Raw genomic sequence first — 18,699 nt, 5'->3', positions numbered from 1 at the left:
ATGGAGATATTGTGAATTACTCATAAATATTCTTTACATTACGCAAGTTTAGCTTTCTAAGTAGTTACTTATTTTGTTGCAAATCAACAGGAATTGCTGCAATTCGAATTACATTTTTTTAGAAAAACTGATATCTACTCAAAAAGTTAAATTACTGCATGAAGATTTTCGAACTGCTTGAACAGCGTGCTTATCGTCATTCAATAGATTTCATTAAGGAGTTGTAGTAAAGGATAACCATGTTATTACAGCTCCTAAAATGAAAAAGGTTTTTACAACTGTTAACTTGGTCTTGCTACATCACCATTCAAAGCCTCTGGTAAATCTAGGATGTCTAGTCCTAATTCTTCTAAAGCCGTTGGCTTGGCAATCACGAGCGCTAAATAACCATCATTAATATTTACACTATTTACAACTTCAACATCCTTATTTAGTTGTGTTGCTGGAGCAGGTAGATCACCTTTGGCATGAATTAGATGTAACCAGTGTTTAGGTTTAGCTTTAAACCAAAGACGAGCTACAATTTCTTGACCTAAATAACAGCCCTTATCAAAATGTACTCCGTCTCGCTGATGTAATCGTAATTCTTGTGGCTGGAATAAGTGTTCTGTTGTTTTACTAATCCAAGCTTGCCCTGACTTGATCGCTTCAATCTGCCAAGTATAGATATCCGTTTCATTTGAAGAAAATTCTGTTTGGATCCCATGAATAGTTGGAAAAACAGAACCTATTTCTTCTAATTTCATTTTAGAAAAAGCACCAAATTTTTTAATGTGTTTGGCAAACTCTTCAGCTTGATCGTGAGTCGTAACTAGTTCAAAACTTTCTGTATTTAGCTTTTTAATCCACAAACCAAAATGAATTCGTCCTTTTAAATCGCAAATAGCAGTGTAGCGACTTTCATTTAAAGCTAAACGTTCAACATGAATTGTCACCTGACCTTGTAAAAATTTTTGTGCATCAACACCATTTAAACTAAAAGCCGTAAAAGCAAGCTCACTCATTGATCGATCCTAAACTATTTGTTCATCTAAAAACATAAAGACATTTTGCGCCATTTTTTATAAAAATGCAGCCCGAAATTCTCGATAATCGTAGCCAAATAGAAGATTAGAAGTGTCGCTATCGGTTTGAAAACCGCTATGATATTTTTAGTCAATAAATAACAACTCCGATAAGAGAGGTTCTCATGGCAGGTTGGTTTGAAGTCAGCCAAGCGAATGATGGGCAGTATCGCTTTGTTTTAAAAGCAGGGAATGGTGAGCCCATTCTAAATAGTGAACTTTATAAAACAAAAGCAGCGGTGCTCAATGGTATAGCATCTGTTCAAAAAAATAGTCCAGATGATGGGCGATATGAGCGAGTGGTCGCAAAAAATGATAAACCTTATTTTAATTTAAAAGCAGCGAATCATCAGGTGATTGGAACTAGCCAATTGTATTCAAGTGAACAATCACGAGATAAAGGGATTGAGTCTGTTAAAAACAATGGTTCATCAGAGACCATAAAAGATTTAACTGTCTAAATTTAGAAAATAAAAAAGCCGTTTCAAAAACGGCTTTTTGCTATCTGATAATTAGCAATTAACCAGCAAGTTTTTTGATTAACTCTTCTTTACTTAGATTGGTTGATTCTTCATCACGACGACCTTTGTATTCAAAAGTACCAGCGTCTAAGCCTTTTTCACCGATTACAATACGATGAGGAATACCCATCAATTCAAGATCAGAGAACTTAACACCAGGGCGTTCATTACGGTCATCTAATAACACGTCATAACCTTGGGCTTGTAATTCAGCATAAAGTGCTTCTGCTGCCTCAAGAGTACGCGGCGATTTATGAGCATTCATTGGAACGATTGCAACTTCGAATGGTGCGATTGCTTGAGGCCAAATAATGCCTTTATCGTCAAAGTTTTGCTCAATTGCTGCAGCAACTACACGGGTGACACCGATACCATAACAACCCATTGTGACAGTAAATGGTTTTCCATCTTCGCCAAGTACTTTACAACCTAATGCTTCAGAATATTTCGTACCGAGTTGGAAGATATGACCAACTTCGATCCCTCGTTTAATCTGCAATGTACCTTTACCATCTGGTGAGGGATCGCCTTCAACCACATTACGAAGATCATAAACTTCACTATACTTCGCATCTCGTTCCCAGTTTAAGCCAGTAGCATGCTTATCAACTTGGTTAGCACCTGCGATAAAATCAGATAATACAGATGCTGCACGATCAACAATTACGGTTAAGCCTTTTTCTACAAGTCCCTGAGGACCACAGAAGCCAGCTGTTAAACCATTTTGCTTTAATTGTTCTTCTGTAGCAAAGCTCAGAGGCGCTGCAATAAGAGGATGTTTTTCAGCTTTAATCTCATTCAGTTCGTGATCACCACGTAAGAAAAGTGCAATTACTGGAATATTGCCGTTTTCATCCGCGATACCTTGTACAAGTAGAGCTTTGATCGATTGTTTCGCTTCAGCATTTAAAAAAACGCAGACATCTTCAATCGTTTTTTGATTCGGTGTTTCAACGATTTTAAATTCTTGTGTAGCTGCTAAACGCTCACCAACTAACACAGCCTCAGCCATTTCAACGTTAGCTGCGTAATCTGATTCTGTAGAGAAGGCGATGTCGTCTTCACCACTAGATGCCAATACATGAAACTCATGCGATGCAGAACCACCAATCGAGCCTGTATCAGCCTGAACTGGGCGGAAGTCCAATCCTAATCGTGTGAAGATACGGCTGTATGTGTCATACATAACATCGTAAGTTTCTTGAAGAGATTCTTGGTTTGCATGGAAAGAATAAGCATCTTTCATGATGAATTCACGTGAACGCATCACGCCAAAACGAGGGCGAATTTCATCACGGAATTTGGTTTGAATCTGATAGAAATTTAGCGGTAATTGTTTATAACTTTTGAGTTCATTACGCGCTAAATCGGTGATGACTTCTTCATGCGTTGGTCCCAGTACAAAGTCATTTGTATGGCGATCCTTGAAACGTAATAATTCAGGTCCGTATTGTTCAAAACGACCAGATTCTTCCCATAGTGCAGCAGGTTGTGTGACTGGCATAAAGACTTCTAATGCACCAGAACGATTCATTTCTTCACGAACAATCGCATCAACTTTCTTTAGAACACGTGTTCCCATGGGCAACCAAGAGTATAAGCCAGAAGCTAATTTACGAATCATCCCCGCACGTAACATAAGCTGATGAGAAATAACTTCAGCATCATTTGGGGTTTCTCTTAACGTTGCAAATAAAAAGCGGCTTGCGCGCATGGAAACTATCCTAGAGTTAAATGTTGTCTAAAAATTAGTTTACAAAAAGGACTTTTAAGATGTCTATTTTGAATTGAGCGCATTATGACATGAATCATTCAATTTCGGAAAAGTTAGCACATCCAATTCAAGCGAAAGTTGTATAGAGGGGGAGGTAATTATTGATTACGAGATGCTTCATCTTGTTCTAATTTATTTAAGCGACGAATGATCTCAGCATAATCTGACTCAGTTTTATGATAGCTATTACGTAAACTTTCAACAGTGTTTTTTACATTATCAATATTTTGAGCATTATTGGCTAAATTGTTTTTGAGTGATGCTGGAATCGATTCTCCTTTGCGATGATATTCCATTTCTTGACGCTTGAAGCCGATCTTATCGCGTTGTAACTGTTGTAATTGGTTCTGCTGATAATTCAACTGCTTTTTAATGTTTGCTAACATTTGATCGCGTTTTATTGCTGCAATTTTTGCACTTCCATAGGCACGTTTGAGCTTTAAATCTTTTTCTCGTTGTCTAGCTAAAGCTTCACGATGAGATGCTTGTTGAACATCTTTATTCGCATTATATGGTTGATTTCGTTTGATCACTTGCATGTTACGATCGAGTGCTTCATACCCATAACGAATATGCTCTGGTGTCACAGAAGTGCTTACATTAGCAACACCATTTCTGTCGTAGTAACGATACCATGCTGCTTTGGGTTGATCAGTTGCTGCGAAAGTTGATGTATAAAAAAAACATAAAAAAATTGCGCAAATGTAATTACGAGCAATCGTTGTAAAGTGACGAATGCGGAAACCGCACTTTAACGAACCAGTCATTACATTCCCCGATAAAAAGTTAATTAAATCACTTATTTTTAAATAATAATCAGTAGTATATTAGTAGCTATTTATACAATTAAAAATACTTCTTATGCAAAAAAAATAGGAATTTGATGAAAAGTGTGAACTGCTTGGTATTGTTTTGAAAAACTGATAGTTTGGTTCGAAAAACTTCATTGATAATGCAAGTAAAGATATGTTAAAAATATCAATTAGTCTGTATAAAACAAATTAAACAACCATAATTTGTATTGAGTGAATGGGGCAGGACAATAAATGGAAGATAAATTTCAAAATTTAAAAGTAATGGTGATTGACGATTCTAAAACGATTCGACGTACAGCTGAGACACTGTTACAACGCGAAGGTTGTGAGGTGATTACAGCTGTCGATGGTTTTGAAGCATTATCGAAAATTGCGGAAGCAAATCCTGATATCGTATTTGTCGATATTATGATGCCTCGTCTAGATGGTTACCAAACCTGTGCATTAATTAAAAACTCTCTAAATTATCAAAATATTCCAGTAATCATGTTATCAAGCAAAGATGGTTTGTTTGATCAAGCCAAAGGGCGTGTTGTGGGGTCAGATGAATATTTAACTAAGCCATTTAGTAAAGATGAGCTGTTAAGTGCGATTCGTAACCACGTAAGCGCATAAAATTTAAAATAGAGGAAAAAATGGCTCGTATACTTATTGTAGATGATTCTCCTACTGAAACGTTTCGTTTTAGAGAAATTTTGACAAAGCACGGTTATGAAGTTTTAGAAGCAACTAATGGTGCTGACGGTGTAACAATGGCACAGGCTGAGTTACCAGACCTTGTGTTAATGGATGTGGTAATGCCAGGGATGAATGGCTTTCAAGCAACACGTCAAATCAGTAAAGGTAAGGATACACAACATATTCCAGTCGTGATTGTAAGTACCAAAGATCAAGCGACAGACAGAGTATGGGGTAAACGTCAAGGTGCTTGTGATTACTTAACTAAGCCTATTGATGAACAGCAACTGATAGATGTGATCAAGCAACTATTAAGTTAATTGTACGAGCCTTTTCAATACTCAATATGGGATAGGTTATGGCTGCAAATGGATTTATCGAATTGCTTCGCTTATCCAAGCGAGGCAATAAACAATACGCTTCAACACAAAATGAAGTCAGTCGTTGGTCTGGTATTGCATTTGAGATGTTAGGGCAATATTTTGTTGCGCCACTTGGGGAAATTTCGGAGGTGATTTATCCACCGAAATATACTCCTGTACCAAATACTCAATCATGGGTGCGTGGTTTGGCAAATATTCGTGGGCGGTTGCTCTCAGTTTCTGATTTAACACATTTTATTTCAGGACAAAGGAGCCAATTTTCACCAACGCAAAAAGTAATTTGTATAAGCCATCAAGATCATTATGTTGGTTTGGTTGTAGACCAAGTTTTGGGGATTCAGCACTTTAATAAAAAGAGTTTTTTTTCTCAAAGTTCTGAACTAGACAATAAGCTCAAAGAGTATTGTCAGGGATACTTCCACCAACATAACCAACAATGGCATGTATTTTTACTGAGTCGGTTGTTGCAAAACCCTCAATACATGAATGCATCAATAAAATTTATAAACTAATTTTTACGCTACGGAACATAAATGCGTATTCAGGGGAGAAGCTGGTATGGGCTTTAAACTTAAAAAGAAAAATGGCAGTGGTAATGATAGTTCTGGTACTAAGAAGAGCAGCGCATTTTTAGAAAAAATACGCACTCAATTAGATCAGTTTTCACGATTATTCGGTGAAACTGAGAAATCTAGACCGATTCTTTATCGAGCTTTAATCGCTTTAGCTCTAGCAGTTATCCTCTTAATTTACCTTTTTGTCAGTGTTCCACGTTCAAACCAATTAACTCGTAGTTTGGGTGAGTTGCGTTTGTTATCGCAGATGATTTCGCGCCAAGCAACAGAGGCAACGGCTTCAGGTACACCTGAAGCGATGAAGAGTTTGGTTGAGTCAGAAAAACGATTTGCTGAGAACTTGGAACTTGTTGAGAATGTTTATGGCAAAGGCTCAGCAGAGTACAAAAAAGTAAATGAACTTTGGACTAATGTTTCTAAAAACATTGATTTAATTGCTTCGCAACAAAAAGTCATTAATCAGCTTTATGATACGAACATTTCCATCAGTGAAACGATTCCTGAAATTCAGGCTGAGTATAACTTGATGGTTGATCAAATGGTTCGTGAGAACATGCCAAGTAGTCAGGTAATTATCACTAAAAACCAAGTGTTTATTGCAGAACGTATTTTACGTTCAATTAACTCAGTACTAGTAGGTACGGATAACTCTAGTATCTCTGCAAATGACTTCGGTGCTGATATTGATACTTTTGGTGTTTACTTAAATGCTCAATTAAATGGTAGTGCTGAACTTGGTGTAGATCGTATCGAATCACCTGATTTACGTGAATCTTTAGATAGCATTAAATCTGATTATGATGCTGTTCTAAAATCAGCTGCAGAAACAGTATTACAGAATGCCAATCAAATCGTTCGTGTTCGTCAAGCTTCATCTCAAATTTTCTCTCAATCAGATGCCTTACTTGGGTCATTAAATGCATTATCTGATAAAGCAGAGGGTGGTTGGGGTAATGTTGTTGCAGGTATCGTATTAATTGGTGCTTTGGGACTATTGGTTTTCTCAGCGTTACAATTACTCGCATTACGTAGTAATACTGATAAAGAGCGTGTAACTCGTTTACAAGATGAATATGACCGTAACCAAAATGCGATTCTACGTTTACTTGATGAGATTGCCGACTTAGCTGACGGTGACTTACGTTCTTATGCAACAGTATCAGAAGACTTTACGGGTGCGATTGCCGACTCGATTAACTTCGCAATTGATCAGTTACGAGATCTAGTTTCTCGAATCACTGAGACATCTCAAGAAGTTGCACGATACACGCAAGATACACAGAATATTACTAACCAGTTAGCTGAAGCTTCTGAGCACCAAGCACAAGAAATTGCAGGTGCATCTGCTGCAATGAATGAAATGGCATTGTCAATTGACCAAGTATCTGCCAACGCTTCTGAATCTGCTGATGTAGCATTGCGTTCTGTACAAATTGCATCAAACGGGGCAGATGTTGTAAACCGTTCAATCGAAGGTATGGATCATATTCGTGAGCAGATTCAGGAAACCTCTAAACGTATTAAACGTTTGGGTGAATCTTCTCAAGAAATTGGTAACATCGTATCGTTGATTAATGATATTGCCGATCAAACGAACATCTTGGCATTAAACGCAGCAATTCAAGCATCGATGGCTGGTGAAGCTGGTCGTGGTTTCGCGGTAGTTGCGGATGAGGTACAACGTCTAGCTGAACGTTCAGCATCAGCAACTAAACAGATTGAAGGATTGGTAAAAACAATTCAAACAGATACCAATGAAGCCGTAATTTCAATGGAACAAACAACAGCAGAGGTTGTTCGCGGTGCAAACTTGGCAAAAGATGCAGGTATCGCACTTGACGAAATTCAAACGGTATCTGGCGACTTAGCGAAATTGATTGCAAGCATTTCTGATGCCGCAAAACTACAATCTGCTTCAGCAAGTCATATTGCAACTACGATGAACGTCGTTCAAGAAATTACATCTCAAACGACTACTGCAACCTTCGATACAGCTCGTTCTGTTTCTGAATTGGCAAGCATGGCTGAATCATTACGTGAGTCTGTAACTGACTTTAAGTTACCTGAATAAACATTGAGTCAGAGGGTTGCTGAGAATCAACCCTCTGACTGAAATGAAATTTAGAATATCTCGGCAAGATGATGAGTATATGGAACGACATCTTGTACGGTTGGTACACGTATTTTTAAGCCACAATTAGTGGATAAAAACGAAAGAAGCCGCTATGAAAGAAATATTAAAAACATTAGTTGAAACGATGACGCTTCCTGAAGACAGTTATCTTGAGCAGGACTCAGAGATTCTTGATATTTTTATTGAAGAGTTAGATGAGATTTTTGTTGAATTAGAACCATTATTAGTTCAATGGATCGAACACCCTGATCAAAAAGATGTAATTACAGATATTCGCCGCCACTTTCATACATTGAAAGGTTCTGGTCGAATGGTCGGTGCGAAATCATCAGGCGAATTGGCATGGACTGTTGAAGATACTCTGAATCGCATAATTGCAGGTACCATTTCACTGGATCAGAATATTCAGCAATATGTACAAACGGTATTCAATATCTATAGATTTAAACTCGTCCAAGATTTTAAATCAGTCCAAGCTCATCATATTAATTTAAAGCCATTAGTGTTATTGGGGCAGCAACTACAAAAAGAACAAAGCCTTGAGCCTGCTTTAGCAGAATTACTACAACTGTCAGTTACTTTAGATAAAGAAGATGTCATTACAGGCTTGGAAGTAAGTGCTGACGATAGTTTGGAAGAAGCAAAAGCTGTTTCTAATGAAGAAAATCTTGTTGAAGACCAAACTGAAGAAGATGGTTTAATAAAAGAAACTTTAGCAATCTTCTTAGAAGAGTCGGAAGATCATTTAGCAACGATTGATCAATTTTTGTTAAAAGATCGTCCAACAAATGATAATTATAATACCTTGATTCGAGCTTTACATACCTTGCGTGGTAGTTCAGCAATGGCACATGTAGATCAGGTATTTGATGCAAGTTCAAAAGTTGAGAACTTATTCAAAACGCTCTTACAAGAAGAATTAGATTCAAGTTCGGATGAAACTGCATTACTCATCCATTATGCTCAGTTTGTGCGTGACTATTTACACACCCTTAAACAAGAAGGTCCAAAGCAAAAGTTTGATGAAATTTTTGATACCTTCAATGTTGCTTGGGATAGCTATGATTTTCAATTGGAAGAAAAACAAGGGGATACCGTACGTCCTCAAGGTCTTGTTTCTCAATTATTAGAGCTTGATATCAATGATTTGCTTGATGTGGAGTTTGATTTTGAAAAGCGTGCCCGCAGTGAATTTCCTCAGTATATTCAAACATTAAGTAAGCAAACAGAGCTTTTATTACAGCATACTCATCATCATGCAACAATTGGGATGTATCAGTACACAAGTCTGTTACGTTCAAGTTATCAAGATCTTCTATTCAAACCGAGTTTATTAAATCTTGATTATGCTTTTGAGTTATATCAGCAAGTTCATCAACACTTTATTCAATTATTTGATACGTTGGCAGCAGGACAACGGGTAACTTTGACTAAAGTTCATGAGCGTATTCTCAATGAACTGAGTTCATTTACTCAGCAGAATGTGGAAAGTGTTGCATCAAGTGATGAATTACTTGCCGAGATTGTTGAAGTCGCTCAAGATCAGCCTGACACTTCAGATATTAGTGAACATACAACTGTAAATGATCTCTCAACGCAGTTTGCGCTTGATAAGCAAATGCTTGACTCTAATGAGTCCAATCGAGATTTTGACCCTGATCTTTTAGATATCTTCCTTGAAGAGGCTGATGAGTTACTCGCAAGTATCGATGCAGATTTAACGACATGGTCATCTGATCAACAAAATCTAAATGCTCTAAAGAATTTGATGCGTTATTTACACACCTTAAAAGGTGGGTCAAATATGATTCAAGCAAGGCATATTGGATTAATCGCACATGAGCTAGAAACTATTTACGAGAAGTTAATCAATCAACAGATACAGGCTTCCTCTGCTTTAGTTAATTTAATTCGTGCTGTACAGGATGATATTGCTGATCGTATTCAAACCATTAAAGATCATCAAGTTGATTATCCTTCAACCCATGTTCTGGGTTTGCTCAAAGGTGTAAGTGCATCTGGTTCGTCTCAAGTATCTGAAGTTTCACACGAGCAAAAAGCTGAGCAAGAATTCATACTTGATGTGCAGGATCAAGATCAAGAGCTAAGCTTAAATAACAGTGAAATCATTATTGAAAGTGACGAGGTTGAAGCCCTTTCATCTGATGACAATAGTCAAACGACCATCAGTAATACAGTAGATGTAACAGATTTCGCTCAACAACTGGCTTTAGACAAACAACTACTACAATCTAGTGATTCAAATCGTAATTTTGATCCAGACTTACTTGATATCTTCTTAGATGAGGCGGACGAGTTACTCGCTGGTATTGATTCAGATTTAAGTCTTTGGACTGCTGATCATACGAATTTAGCTGCATTAAAAAATCTTATGCGTTATTTGCACACCTTAAAAGGTGGATCAAATATGATTCAAGCAACGCATATGGGACTAATCGCACATGAGCTAGAAACAATTTACGAAAAGCTCATTAATCAGCAACTTCATGCATCTTCTGAGCTGATCGCATTAATAAGATTGGTACAAGATGACATTGCTGATCGTGTTCAAACAATTCGTGATCAACAAATCGATTATCCATCAGTACATGTCGTAAATCTTCTGCAGCAGCAACATCAAGGTTCTGTTTCAGAATCAGTTTCTTCCACACTTGTGCAGTCTGCTGAAGTTGTTGATAGCCAACCGCAAGATCACTATGAAGCGACTACTTCTTTGGTGACTGAGACATCTAGTCCAACCATTGAAATTGACGGTGAGGTTGCAGCTACGATTGAGCAGAATGCCCTCGAAACATCTCAAAATGCTGATGAGGAAGTACGTTCACTTGTCGAAGAAACTTTCCTTGAAGAAGCAGAAGAATTACTAGAACAAGCTCAAAGTTTATTAAAACAATGGTTTGAACAACGTGGTAATCGTAGCTTGTTATTGCAGTTGCAGCGTAATGCCCATAGTTTAAAGGGCGGAGCACGCATGGCTCAACTCGAAGCAGTTGGTGTTATTGCTTATCATTTGGAAAATACCTTTGAGCAGTTTGGTTTACATCATTTCAACTCTAATGTTTATGACAATTTACTCAATACAGCATTAACTTGGTTACATGACGCTATTTTCAAACGTCAATACGCCAATTTTGATGGTTTAAAACATAGTTTAGAAAATATCGAATTCGTTGATGTTTCTGCACAGCTTCCACAAAAAATCTCTGCTAAAGATGTATTTACTCCTGAATATACGATGGAGTTTGTGCAAGGTGATGGTACTGAGCCACCATCAATGTTTGGTGAGTGGGAAAGTTCTGAGCGTATCGAACAGAACAATGAAATGATCCGTGTTTCTGCTGAAGTCATTGAAAAAATGATTGATTTATCAGGCGAGAATGCGATCAACCGTTCGCGTATTGAGATGGACTTGGGACAGTTAGGTGGAACTCTAACTGAGATGGAGCTAGCGATTAAGCGTTTGGCTGATCAGTTGCGTCGAATGGAAGGTGAGTTAGAAAGTCAAATTATTGCTCGTCATGGCGGTGAAAATTCACGTTATGAGGATTTCGATCCATTAGAGATGGACCAATATTCTTCACTCAATCAATTGTCGAAATCTTTAGCTGAATCTGCATCTGACTTAGTCGATTTCAAAACAACTTTATCTGAAAAGATCCGTGATACTGAAGGTCTGTTATTACAGCAGTCTCGTATTCAAGCGGAAATTCAGGAAAGCTTGATGAGAACTCGTCTAGTACCTTTCTCAAGATTGCTACCAAGATTACAGCGTATTGTTCGTCAAACAGCATCTACATTGAATCGTCCAACAGAATTGGTGGTGAATAATACTGAGGGTGAACTTGATCGTAGTATTCTCGAAAGATTGATTGCGCCTTTCGAACATATGTTACGTAATGCGATTGACCATGGTATCGAAGATCGTGAGCAACGTTTGCAAGCCAATAAACCAGAAACAGGTCATATTGTATTAAATATCGGTCGTCAAGGGACTGATGTTGTTGTGACATTCAGTGATGATGGTAAAGGTATTGATGTTAGCCGTATCAAGCAGAAAGCTATTCAAACGGGTTTGATGACCAAAGATCAAAAACTTGAACAAGAAGAAATCTTACAATTTATTTTCCACCCAGGATTTAGTACGGCTGCACAGGTTACGCAGATTTCAGGTCGTGGTGTAGGTCTTGACGTTGTACAAAGTGATATCAAAGCATTAGGTGGTCACGTCAGTGTAAACTCAACACTTGGTAAGGGAACAACTTTCACAATTCGTGTCCCAACAACTGTGGCGGTTAGTGATGCGTTAATGGTGAAAGCGGGTGATCAGCAATTTGCATTCCCACTTGCACAAATTGATCGTATCGTGCGAATTTCTCCTGCAGCTTTAGAACAATATTTCGAAAGTCAGGATGATTACTTCACAATTGATCAAGAGAAATATCGCTTACGTTATTTATCTGAGTTTGTAGCAGGTCAACCAATTCCACGCTTAAGCGGAATGGTGCATTCTCTGCCTGTACTTTTGGTTAAAGGTGCGCAAGGTCAAACCACGGCTTTACTGGTTGATCAATTGATCGGTTCTCGTGGCCAAATTGTTGTGAAACCTATTGGACAACAGTTCTCGAGTATTGGTGTGATTGCAGGAGCGACGATTCTAGGTGATGGACAAGTCTGTTTGATTCTAGATGGTCAAACTATTGCTCGTCAGGCGCAGTCAACTCATCGCAGTAAACAAGCTGATGATACCTATACCAAACAGCGTTATGATGAACGTCGCTTGATTATGATTGTCGATGACTCTGTCACAGTACGAAAAGTCACATCACGTCTATTAGAACGTCATGGTTATGATGTTGTGACAGCGAAAGACGGTGTTGATGCAATTGAACAACTTGAAACAATCAAACCTGATTTAATGTTGTTAGATATTGAAATGCCGCGAATGGATGGTTTCGAAGTGACGAATCTTGTTCGACATCATGAGTTGCACCGAGATTTACCGATTATTATGATTACCTCACGTACTGGTGAGAAACATCGTGAACGAGCATTGTCATTGGGTGTAAGTCAATACATGGGTAAACCATTCCAAGAGGAAACTCTTTTGGAAAATATCGAAAGTTTACTGACGGTTCGCTGAGAGGTAGAAACGAATGGCAAAAAAAAATGCGAACACTGCTGGATTGGGACAAATTAACCAACAAGAACTACAGCATTTAATTACAGTATCTACTGGTTTTATTGATGCCTATATTATTGATTGTTTTGATAATGTTCCAATGTTGTTACCACAAAATATTGTGCTTTCAGCAATGGATACTGAAACCAATGTGGATTTCATTGAGTGGCATGATCTTAAGCTACCAGTCTTTGCTGTCAATGATCCGAAGTTAAAAGAAGGTGTTGCTTTGGTCATTGAGGGTGATGATGTTTCAGAACGCTTTGCTTTGGTATGCAACGAAATGCCAGAATCTATTCGTTTACGTATCTCAGAAATGGTAGATGAAGAACGTGATATTAATGATAGTACGGTCTTCAAGTATGTAAAAATGGGAGAGAAGCAATTCTACGTACCTAATTTACAGCATATTCAAACCAAGCTAGGTTTATAAAATAAAAAAGGAACTCAAAATAGAGTTCCTTTTTTAATGCACAGGATTAAGTTAATAAATTTTCTAGAATCTGCTCATAAATATCAGTTAATGGATCAAGCTCATCTACGTTGACATGTTCGTTAATCTGGTGAATGGTTGCATTTAAAACCCCTAGCTCTAGCACTTGTGCGCCAGTTGGTGCGATAAAACGACCATCTGAAGTACCGCCACTCGTAGAAAGTTCGGTTTCAATGCCTGTTACATTTTTAATGGCTGTTTTTGCTGCATTCACCAACTCACCGACAGGTGTAAGGAATGGTAAACCAGACAAGGTCCATTGAATGTCATATGTTAATTGGTGTTTATCTAAAGTTTCGATAACACGTTGTTTTAATATTTCGGCTGTAACCTCAGTCGAATAACGGAAGTTAAAAGTCACTTTCAAAGTTCCTGGTACGACATTGGTTGCGCCAGTTCCTGCATGAATATTTGAGATTTGGAAAGAAGTCGCAGGGAAGTATTCATTACCATTGTCCCAAACTGTTTCACATAACTCATTAATTGCTTTAGAGGCGAGGTGAATTGGATTCTGTGCAAGATGAGGATAAGCCACATGTCCTTGCTTGCCATGAATCGTTAAAACTGCATTTAAAGATCCGCGACGACCATTTTTTACAATGTCACCCAATTGATGAGTACTCGAAGGTTCTCCAACAAGACACCACGTCATTTTCTCATTGCGCGCTTCTAAGGTTTCAACAACTTTGACAGTGCCATTGATTGATGGGCCTTCTTCATCAGAGGTAATTAAGAACGCAATAGAACCTTTATGATTTGGATGTTTTGCTACGAAACGCTCAGAAGCAACAACCATTGCTGCCAAAGCTGTTTTCATATCAGCTGAACCACGACCATATAACTTGCCATCACGGATGCTAGGCAAAAACGGGTCTGAATTCCATGCATCCAATTGTCCAGTCGGAACAACATCAGTATGCCCCGCAAAACAGAACACAGGACTTTCTGTACCACGACGGGCCCATAAATTATCAACATCTTCAAAACGCATGTTTTCGATCTTAAAACCCACCTTGGCCAATCGTTCAGCCATGATGTTCTGGCAGTCATGATCAATAGGCGTGACTGAGGGTTGGCGTAGGAGTTGTAAACTGAGTTCAAGTGTATCGGAATGGTTCATGCGAGATGGTGCTAAATCTGGTGAAATCTGAACCGATATAATAGGGGAATATTGCTGAGAAAGGTATGCAAAAATAAACCTTATCTAGGTTGTAGATAAGGTTTTGTGAACGTTGTTCTATGGGGCTACATTTTATTCTGTGTTCTTTCAGCAGTTTGAGTTACTTTGTCACCTGCTTTGGAAACATCTTTGCCAAAGCCCTTAAAGGTATTACAACCAGTTAATACAAAAGCGGCCATGATAGAAGCAACTAAGATTTTTTTCATCATCTTCTCCGTTTAAATGTAATTATGATGTTCTTAGAGGCTAATAAAAATACTATAAAATGAACATGATGGTTTGTTTGTAGAACTGTTATGAAATGTTACTTTATAAAAGTTAAACAACTTAAGTTTGTTTGAACAATGATGTCCTAAACATATAAAACTGAGGTTCACTATTGGGATCGTGATAGAGTCCATCTGTCCACCATTTGGCTGAGGTAGAACTTACTTCACGATTTGGGCACAACCATTCATGCCGTTGTAAGCGATGATATTGAGCGATTGGAATATGTGTTCCCCATTTTCCTATTCTGCGACGATTATTTATCCATGTGGGGAGGGGGCGTTGACCGTTGCAAACAGTCGGTAAATACAATTGACCTTTTAAAACACAAAATTTTCTTTGAATTTTATAATCATTTATTTCAGAAAACTGAAATTGTCGTTCAGTGAAATGTTGTAATTTCCTGTTCAATGTATCTTGTCGGTTGAGCCCGTACCAATGTTTTAATTCTAGATCCATTTCACCTAGATAATACTTTAATGCCACTTCCCAATGTTCAATTTCATTACTTCGCTGATTTAAAATTAAAAAATCGAGCTCTCCAATTGTTACTGCGCCGTTGATGATTTGTATGCTATGACCAAGTAATTTATAATGATGAAAATCCTGATCTAAAAGCCAAAACCACAGTAAATTTTCGAAACGCAACCCAAGTCGTGTGCTTTTTAAGCGAGCTGTAAATTCGATCAAAGGGCTTGGATCATCATCTAACTGAAATAAACGTGCTTCGTAGGATTGGTAAAGTTCTTGCCAATGATGGTCATCGTGTAGCTCAAAATTGTTTTTTATTACTAATTCATGTGGCTTTTGTGAAAGGATATTCGGGCTCGAGATGCAAAATGCGAGCTGCCTGACGATTGGAGTTTTAAATTGTATCCAAGGTTCAAAAAACAGCGGCGTAGAATCGGCTTCAGACATCATTTAATCCAATCATAGAAATAAGCCAGCCAAGTTTAAGAAAGCGGCTTAAAAACACTTTATACTAGCACGCTTGTGTTGACGTATTGGTTAATAGCGCAATGAAAACTTTATTTTGGCGAAGTCTGGTCGTAATTTTCATTACGCTCGGTATTATTGGTGCAATTTTGCCAGGTATGCCAACAACGGTTTTCTTGATCCTTGCTGCTTGGGCTGCATCAAAAGGATGGCCACAAATGGATGCTTGGTTACTCAATCATCCCAAATATGGAGCTACCTTACGCAACTGGCGTGAATACGGCACTGTGCCACGCAAAGCAAAATGGATTGCATCAATTATGATGCTAATCAGTGGAGTTTTGATGTTATTTACCAATGCACCAATCTTAGTCAAAGTATTCACTGATGTGACGATGTTGATCGTTGCAATTTGGCTGTGGTCACGCCCTGAGCCTGAGTCAAAAAATGATTAAGTAAATCTGAGAGATGGCTTTAATGCTGCGTTGATTTACGCTTAAATTTAACAAACCAAATGCTACAATGAGAATACTCATAATTTTTTGGTCATTTTAAACGCCGATAGATCCAAATTTTTAAAAAATCAAAACTACAGAAATCAGCTATTATTTGTGTTGAAATAATTTAGCGTTATTTAATCTTGAGATAAAAATGTCGTATACCATCGAACAAGCTGATATTTTGATCGATCTAGCACAACAAACCTTATATTTGCCCAAACATAATAAGTTCTATGTGATTTCATCTGGCAAGAATGGCATTGGTGAACAAGAAAATAGTGGTAAAACACCACGAGGCTGGCATCGTGTTGCTCAGAAAATCGGTCAGAAAGCAGCAAAGAATTCAGTCTTCATCGCTCGTCAACCTACTGGTGAAATTTATAATCAGCAATTAGCGGAACAGTTTCCAGAACGGGATTGGATTTTATCTCGTATTCTTTGGCTAGATGGCTTAGAAGTTGGTTTTAATAAAGGTGAGGGCTGCGACACGTTCAATCGATATATCTATATTCATGGAACACCTGAAAGCCAACCAATGGGTATTCCAATGTCGCATGGCTGTATTCGTATGCAGAATGATGAGATTCTTGAATTGTTTGAACTGGTTCCTGAACATGCACTGGTCTACATTTCTGAATCGCCTTTAGAAATTTAGCTGTTAGAAATCGAATAAGTGTTTAAATAAAATACTGAAATATTAGATTTTATCGTGAATTACCTATTTTTTAATCATTCACACTGTTTTTTTAGAAAAGATGAGGAAAAGCGTTTGACAGGCTGTAAAGATTCTCTATAATGCACCTCACAAACGATGAAGACGTTAAGGGCGCTTAGCTCAGTTGGTAGAGCGTCTGCCTTACAAGCAGAATGTCGGCGGTTCGATCCCGTCAGCGCCCACCAAGCCTTTACGTTAAAACTCAAGTGCAGCGGTAGTTCAGTTGGTTAGAATATCGGCCTGTCACGCCGAGGGTCGCGGGTTCGAGCCCCGTCCGCTGCGCCACTTAAGTTTTAATAATCGTTTTTGAAATTGCAAGATTATAGTGCAGCGGTAGTTCAGTTGGTTAGAATATCGGCCTGTCACGCCGAGGGTCGCGGGTTCGAGCCCCGTCCGCTGCGCCACTTAAGGATTGCAAATTCAGTTAGAGTTAAGTAAATTAGACGTTTACTTAAACAAAGCCAAGCTTTGTTACCTCGCTCAGGGCGCTTAGCTCAGTTGGTAGAGCGTCTGCCTTACAAGCAGAATGTCGGCGGTTCGATCCCGTCAGCGCCCACCATAATTTGTGACATTAACTATCAAATAGATAGTTACCCAGTGCAGCGGTAGTTCAGTTGGTTAGAATATCGGCCTGTCACGCCGAGGGTCGCGGGTTCGAGCCCCGTCCGCTGCGCCATTTTCTTGATACCTTATTCAAGAAAATAAATGTTTTAACAAGTATCTTTATACTTGATCTCTGATACGAGATGCCATTAGGGAAATCAAAGATTTTTCTCTTGTGCTCAGACAAAGCCAAGCTTTGTTACCTCGCTCAGGGCGCTTAGCTCAGTTGGTAGAGCGTCTGCCTTACAAGCAGAATGTCGGCGGTTCGATCCCGTCAGCGCCCACCATAACTTCCATACAATATCTTGCTATCTTGATTGTGATTTTAAGTCATTTCTTTTATCATTAGCCGCAATAATGATTCTAAAATTGAAGTGATTTATGAGAAATCCTTATCAACGCAAGGCTGCGTCGAAATCTCAAACTAATTCTAATCTTTCTCCAAAAGATACTTATCGTCAGTTCATTGAACAAATTGTTATGCAGCGTCAAGTGATTGCTTTGTATCATGATGGGTGGGCGTTGTGTGCAACACCTTCTGGGCAACATGCTTTATCAATCTGGCAAAGTAAAGGATTGGCAAAATTATTAATTAAAGATAATTGGGCAAACTATCATCTACAGGAAGTTCCATTATTGGTTTTTATTGAAAAGATGATTCCCTTTTTAAAGGAAAATAATACGATCCTTTCTTTAGATCTGACCCCTGAAGGTAATAATTTATTGGTGCCACCTGATACATTATTGTTAGATATTAAAAACTTTCTTTATCAAGTCTATTTACAGCGCCCTGATGTATTTGCTGAGTTAAAATTGCCCCTGCCACGTGATATCCGTTTGCATAATTAAATCAAAAAAAGA

16 protein-coding genes and 6 tRNA genes are annotated in these 18,699 nt (G+C 38.3%); 16 read left to right on the top strand and 6 right to left on the bottom strand.

Annotated features, from left to right (window positions below):
• Positions 1 to 281: 281 nt before the first annotated feature.
• Positions 282 to 1,004, bottom strand: coding sequence for a YgfZ/GcvT domain-containing protein (locus tag R2H34_RS13195; RefSeq protein ID WP_004908762.1), 723 nt, complete (start codon positions 1,002 to 1,004; stop codon positions 282 to 284).
• A 185-nt stretch (positions 1,005 to 1,189) separates the two neighbouring features.
• On the opposite strand from R2H34_RS13195, the gene R2H34_RS13190 reads away from it, so the two are divergent.
• Entirely contained in the window at positions 1,190 to 1,525 is a 336-nt protein-coding gene (locus tag R2H34_RS13190) for a YegP family protein (protein WP_004908746.1), read from the top strand.
• Between the two features lie 58 nt (positions 1,526 to 1,583).
• Here the strand turns inward: R2H34_RS13190 and R2H34_RS13185 are convergent, their stop codons facing one another.
• Entirely contained in the window at positions 1,584 to 3,299 is a 1,716-nt protein-coding gene (locus R2H34_RS13185; RefSeq protein WP_004908743.1) for a proline--tRNA ligase, read from the bottom strand.
• 158 nt (positions 3,300 to 3,457) lie between these two features.
• Positions 3,458 to 4,126, bottom strand: coding sequence for a hypothetical protein (locus R2H34_RS13180; RefSeq protein WP_279676049.1), 669 nt, complete (start codon positions 4,124 to 4,126; stop codon positions 3,458 to 3,460).
• Positions 4,127 to 4,405: 279 nt separating this feature from the next.
• Between R2H34_RS13180 and pilG the strand changes: the two genes are divergently transcribed.
• The 6 genes from pilG (at position 4,406) to R2H34_RS13150 (ending at position 13,577) form a co-directional block, all read left to right on the top strand.
• Positions 4,406 to 4,789: a twitching motility response regulator PilG gene (pilG, locus tag R2H34_RS13175; protein ID WP_004640629.1), complete on the top strand. Its 384-nt coding sequence runs from the start codon at positions 4,406 to 4,408 to the stop codon at positions 4,787 to 4,789.
• Between the two features lie 20 nt (positions 4,790 to 4,809).
• The gene (locus R2H34_RS13170) at positions 4,810 to 5,172 is read left to right on the top strand and encodes a response regulator (protein WP_004664659.1); all 363 of its coding nucleotides are present in this window, start codon (positions 4,810 to 4,812) and stop codon (positions 5,170 to 5,172) included.
• A gap of 38 nt (positions 5,173 to 5,210) precedes the next feature.
• The gene (locus tag R2H34_RS13165) at positions 5,211 to 5,747 is read left to right on the top strand and encodes a chemotaxis protein CheW (protein ID WP_004908738.1); all 537 of its coding nucleotides are present in this window, start codon (positions 5,211 to 5,213) and stop codon (positions 5,745 to 5,747) included.
• 46 nt (positions 5,748 to 5,793) lie between these two features.
• Positions 5,794 to 7,881 (top strand): methyl-accepting chemotaxis protein, encoded by a 2,088-nt coding sequence (locus tag R2H34_RS13160; protein WP_279679553.1) that lies wholly within the window; start codon positions 5,794 to 5,796, stop codon positions 7,879 to 7,881.
• A 154-nt stretch (positions 7,882 to 8,035) separates the two neighbouring features.
• Positions 8,036 to 13,105, top strand: coding sequence for an Hpt domain-containing protein (locus tag R2H34_RS13155; RefSeq protein WP_318342298.1), 5,070 nt, complete (start codon positions 8,036 to 8,038; stop codon positions 13,103 to 13,105).
• 13 nt (positions 13,106 to 13,118) lie between these two features.
• Positions 13,119 to 13,577, top strand: coding sequence for a hypothetical protein (locus R2H34_RS13150; RefSeq protein WP_004908731.1), 459 nt, complete (start codon positions 13,119 to 13,121; stop codon positions 13,575 to 13,577).
• 46 nt (positions 13,578 to 13,623) lie between these two features.
• Here R2H34_RS13150 and dapE read toward each other — a convergent pair whose 3' ends face one another.
• The 3 genes from dapE to R2H34_RS13135 all read right to left on the bottom strand — a co-directional run bounded on the left by dapE (position 13,624) and on the right by R2H34_RS13135 (position 16,002).
• Entirely contained in the window at positions 13,624 to 14,757 is a 1,134-nt protein-coding gene (dapE, locus tag R2H34_RS13145) for a succinyl-diaminopimelate desuccinylase (protein WP_318342297.1), read from the bottom strand.
• 125 nt (positions 14,758 to 14,882) lie between these two features.
• Complete coding sequence (locus tag R2H34_RS13140; RefSeq protein ID WP_171063070.1) at positions 14,883 to 15,026, bottom strand: entericidin A/B family lipoprotein; 144 nt, start codon at positions 15,024 to 15,026, stop codon at positions 14,883 to 14,885.
• A 118-nt stretch (positions 15,027 to 15,144) separates the two neighbouring features.
• Positions 15,145 to 16,002, bottom strand: a complete 858-nt coding sequence (locus tag R2H34_RS13135; protein ID WP_005402123.1) for a DUF1853 family protein — start codon at positions 16,000 to 16,002, stop codon at positions 15,145 to 15,147.
• Positions 16,003 to 16,103: 101 nt separating this feature from the next.
• Between R2H34_RS13135 and R2H34_RS13130 the strand changes: the two genes are divergently transcribed.
• The 9 genes from R2H34_RS13130 (at position 16,104) to R2H34_RS13090 (ending at position 18,687) form a co-directional block, all read left to right on the top strand.
• Positions 16,104 to 16,475: a YbaN family protein gene (locus R2H34_RS13130; protein ID WP_004963875.1), complete on the top strand. Its 372-nt coding sequence runs from the start codon at positions 16,104 to 16,106 to the stop codon at positions 16,473 to 16,475.
• Positions 16,476 to 16,671: 196 nt separating this feature from the next.
• A complete protein-coding gene (gene elsL / locus R2H34_RS13125) occupies positions 16,672 to 17,175 on the top strand; it encodes a cell wall-recycling L,D-carboxypeptidase ElsL (protein WP_004963873.1) in 504 nt (167 codons plus the stop codon).
• A 169-nt stretch (positions 17,176 to 17,344) separates the two neighbouring features.
• Positions 17,345 to 17,420 (top strand) — tRNA-Val (locus R2H34_RS13120).
• Between the two features lie 23 nt (positions 17,421 to 17,443).
• Positions 17,444 to 17,520: transfer RNA gene (locus R2H34_RS13115), tRNA-Asp, on the top strand.
• Positions 17,521 to 17,562: 42 nt separating this feature from the next.
• Positions 17,563 to 17,639 (top strand) — tRNA-Asp (locus R2H34_RS13110).
• Positions 17,640 to 17,718: 79 nt separating this feature from the next.
• Positions 17,719 to 17,794: transfer RNA gene (locus R2H34_RS13105), tRNA-Val, on the top strand.
• A gap of 40 nt (positions 17,795 to 17,834) precedes the next feature.
• Positions 17,835 to 17,911 (top strand) — tRNA-Asp (locus tag R2H34_RS13100).
• 138 nt (positions 17,912 to 18,049) lie between these two features.
• Positions 18,050 to 18,125, top strand: a tRNA-Val gene (locus R2H34_RS13095).
• Positions 18,126 to 18,219: 94 nt separating this feature from the next.
• Positions 18,220 to 18,687 (top strand): DUF2750 domain-containing protein, encoded by a 468-nt coding sequence (locus R2H34_RS13090; RefSeq protein ID WP_004908714.1) that lies wholly within the window; start codon positions 18,220 to 18,222, stop codon positions 18,685 to 18,687.
• Positions 18,688 to 18,699 lie beyond the last annotated feature (12 nt).

This window comes from Acinetobacter sp. 16 (assembly GCF_033439925.1).
Lineage (GTDB): Bacteria > Pseudomonadota > Gammaproteobacteria > Pseudomonadales > Moraxellaceae > Acinetobacter > Acinetobacter junii.
Note: the sequence above shows the minus strand (reverse complement) of the source record. Positions and strands in the feature narration are given on the sequence as shown.

What these genes read in the sequence shown, in the direction of transcription:
- R2H34_RS13195 (WP_004908762.1), bottom strand. Translation starts at nt 1,004, where the DNA reads ATGAGTGAGCTTGCTTTTACGGCTTTTAGTTTAAATGGTGTTGATGCA.
- dapE (WP_318342297.1), bottom strand. Translation starts at nt 14,757, where the DNA reads ATGAACCATTCCGATACACTTGAACTCAGTTTACAACTCCTACGCCAA.
- R2H34_RS13160 (WP_279679553.1), top strand. Translation starts at nt 5,794, where the DNA reads ATGGGCTTTAAACTTAAAAAGAAAAATGGCAGTGGTAATGATAGTTCT.
- elsL (WP_004963873.1), top strand. Translation starts at nt 16,672, where the DNA reads ATGTCGTATACCATCGAACAAGCTGATATTTTGATCGATCTAGCACAA.
- R2H34_RS13090 (WP_004908714.1), top strand. Translation starts at nt 18,220, where the DNA reads ATGAGAAATCCTTATCAACGCAAGGCTGCGTCGAAATCTCAAACTAAT.
- R2H34_RS13155 (WP_318342298.1), top strand. Translation starts at nt 8,036, where the DNA reads ATGAAAGAAATATTAAAAACATTAGTTGAAACGATGACGCTTCCTGAA.
- R2H34_RS13140 (WP_171063070.1), bottom strand. Translation starts at nt 15,026, where the DNA reads ATGATGAAAAAAATCTTAGTTGCTTCTATCATGGCCGCTTTTGTATTA.
- R2H34_RS13165 (WP_004908738.1), top strand. Translation starts at nt 5,211, where the DNA reads ATGGCTGCAAATGGATTTATCGAATTGCTTCGCTTATCCAAGCGAGGC.
- R2H34_RS13130 (WP_004963875.1), top strand. Translation starts at nt 16,104, where the DNA reads ATGAAAACTTTATTTTGGCGAAGTCTGGTCGTAATTTTCATTACGCTC.
- R2H34_RS13135 (WP_005402123.1), bottom strand. Translation starts at nt 16,002, where the DNA reads ATGTCTGAAGCCGATTCTACGCCGCTGTTTTTTGAACCTTGGATACAA.
- R2H34_RS13150 (WP_004908731.1), top strand. Translation starts at nt 13,119, where the DNA reads ATGGCAAAAAAAAATGCGAACACTGCTGGATTGGGACAAATTAACCAA.
- R2H34_RS13185 (WP_004908743.1), bottom strand. Translation starts at nt 3,299, where the DNA reads ATGCGCGCAAGCCGCTTTTTATTTGCAACGTTAAGAGAAACCCCAAAT.
- pilG (WP_004640629.1), top strand. Translation starts at nt 4,406, where the DNA reads ATGGAAGATAAATTTCAAAATTTAAAAGTAATGGTGATTGACGATTCT.
- R2H34_RS13170 (WP_004664659.1), top strand. Translation starts at nt 4,810, where the DNA reads ATGGCTCGTATACTTATTGTAGATGATTCTCCTACTGAAACGTTTCGT.
- R2H34_RS13180 (WP_279676049.1), bottom strand. Translation starts at nt 4,126, where the DNA reads ATGACTGGTTCGTTAAAGTGCGGTTTCCGCATTCGTCACTTTACAACG.
- R2H34_RS13190 (WP_004908746.1), top strand. Translation starts at nt 1,190, where the DNA reads ATGGCAGGTTGGTTTGAAGTCAGCCAAGCGAATGATGGGCAGTATCGC.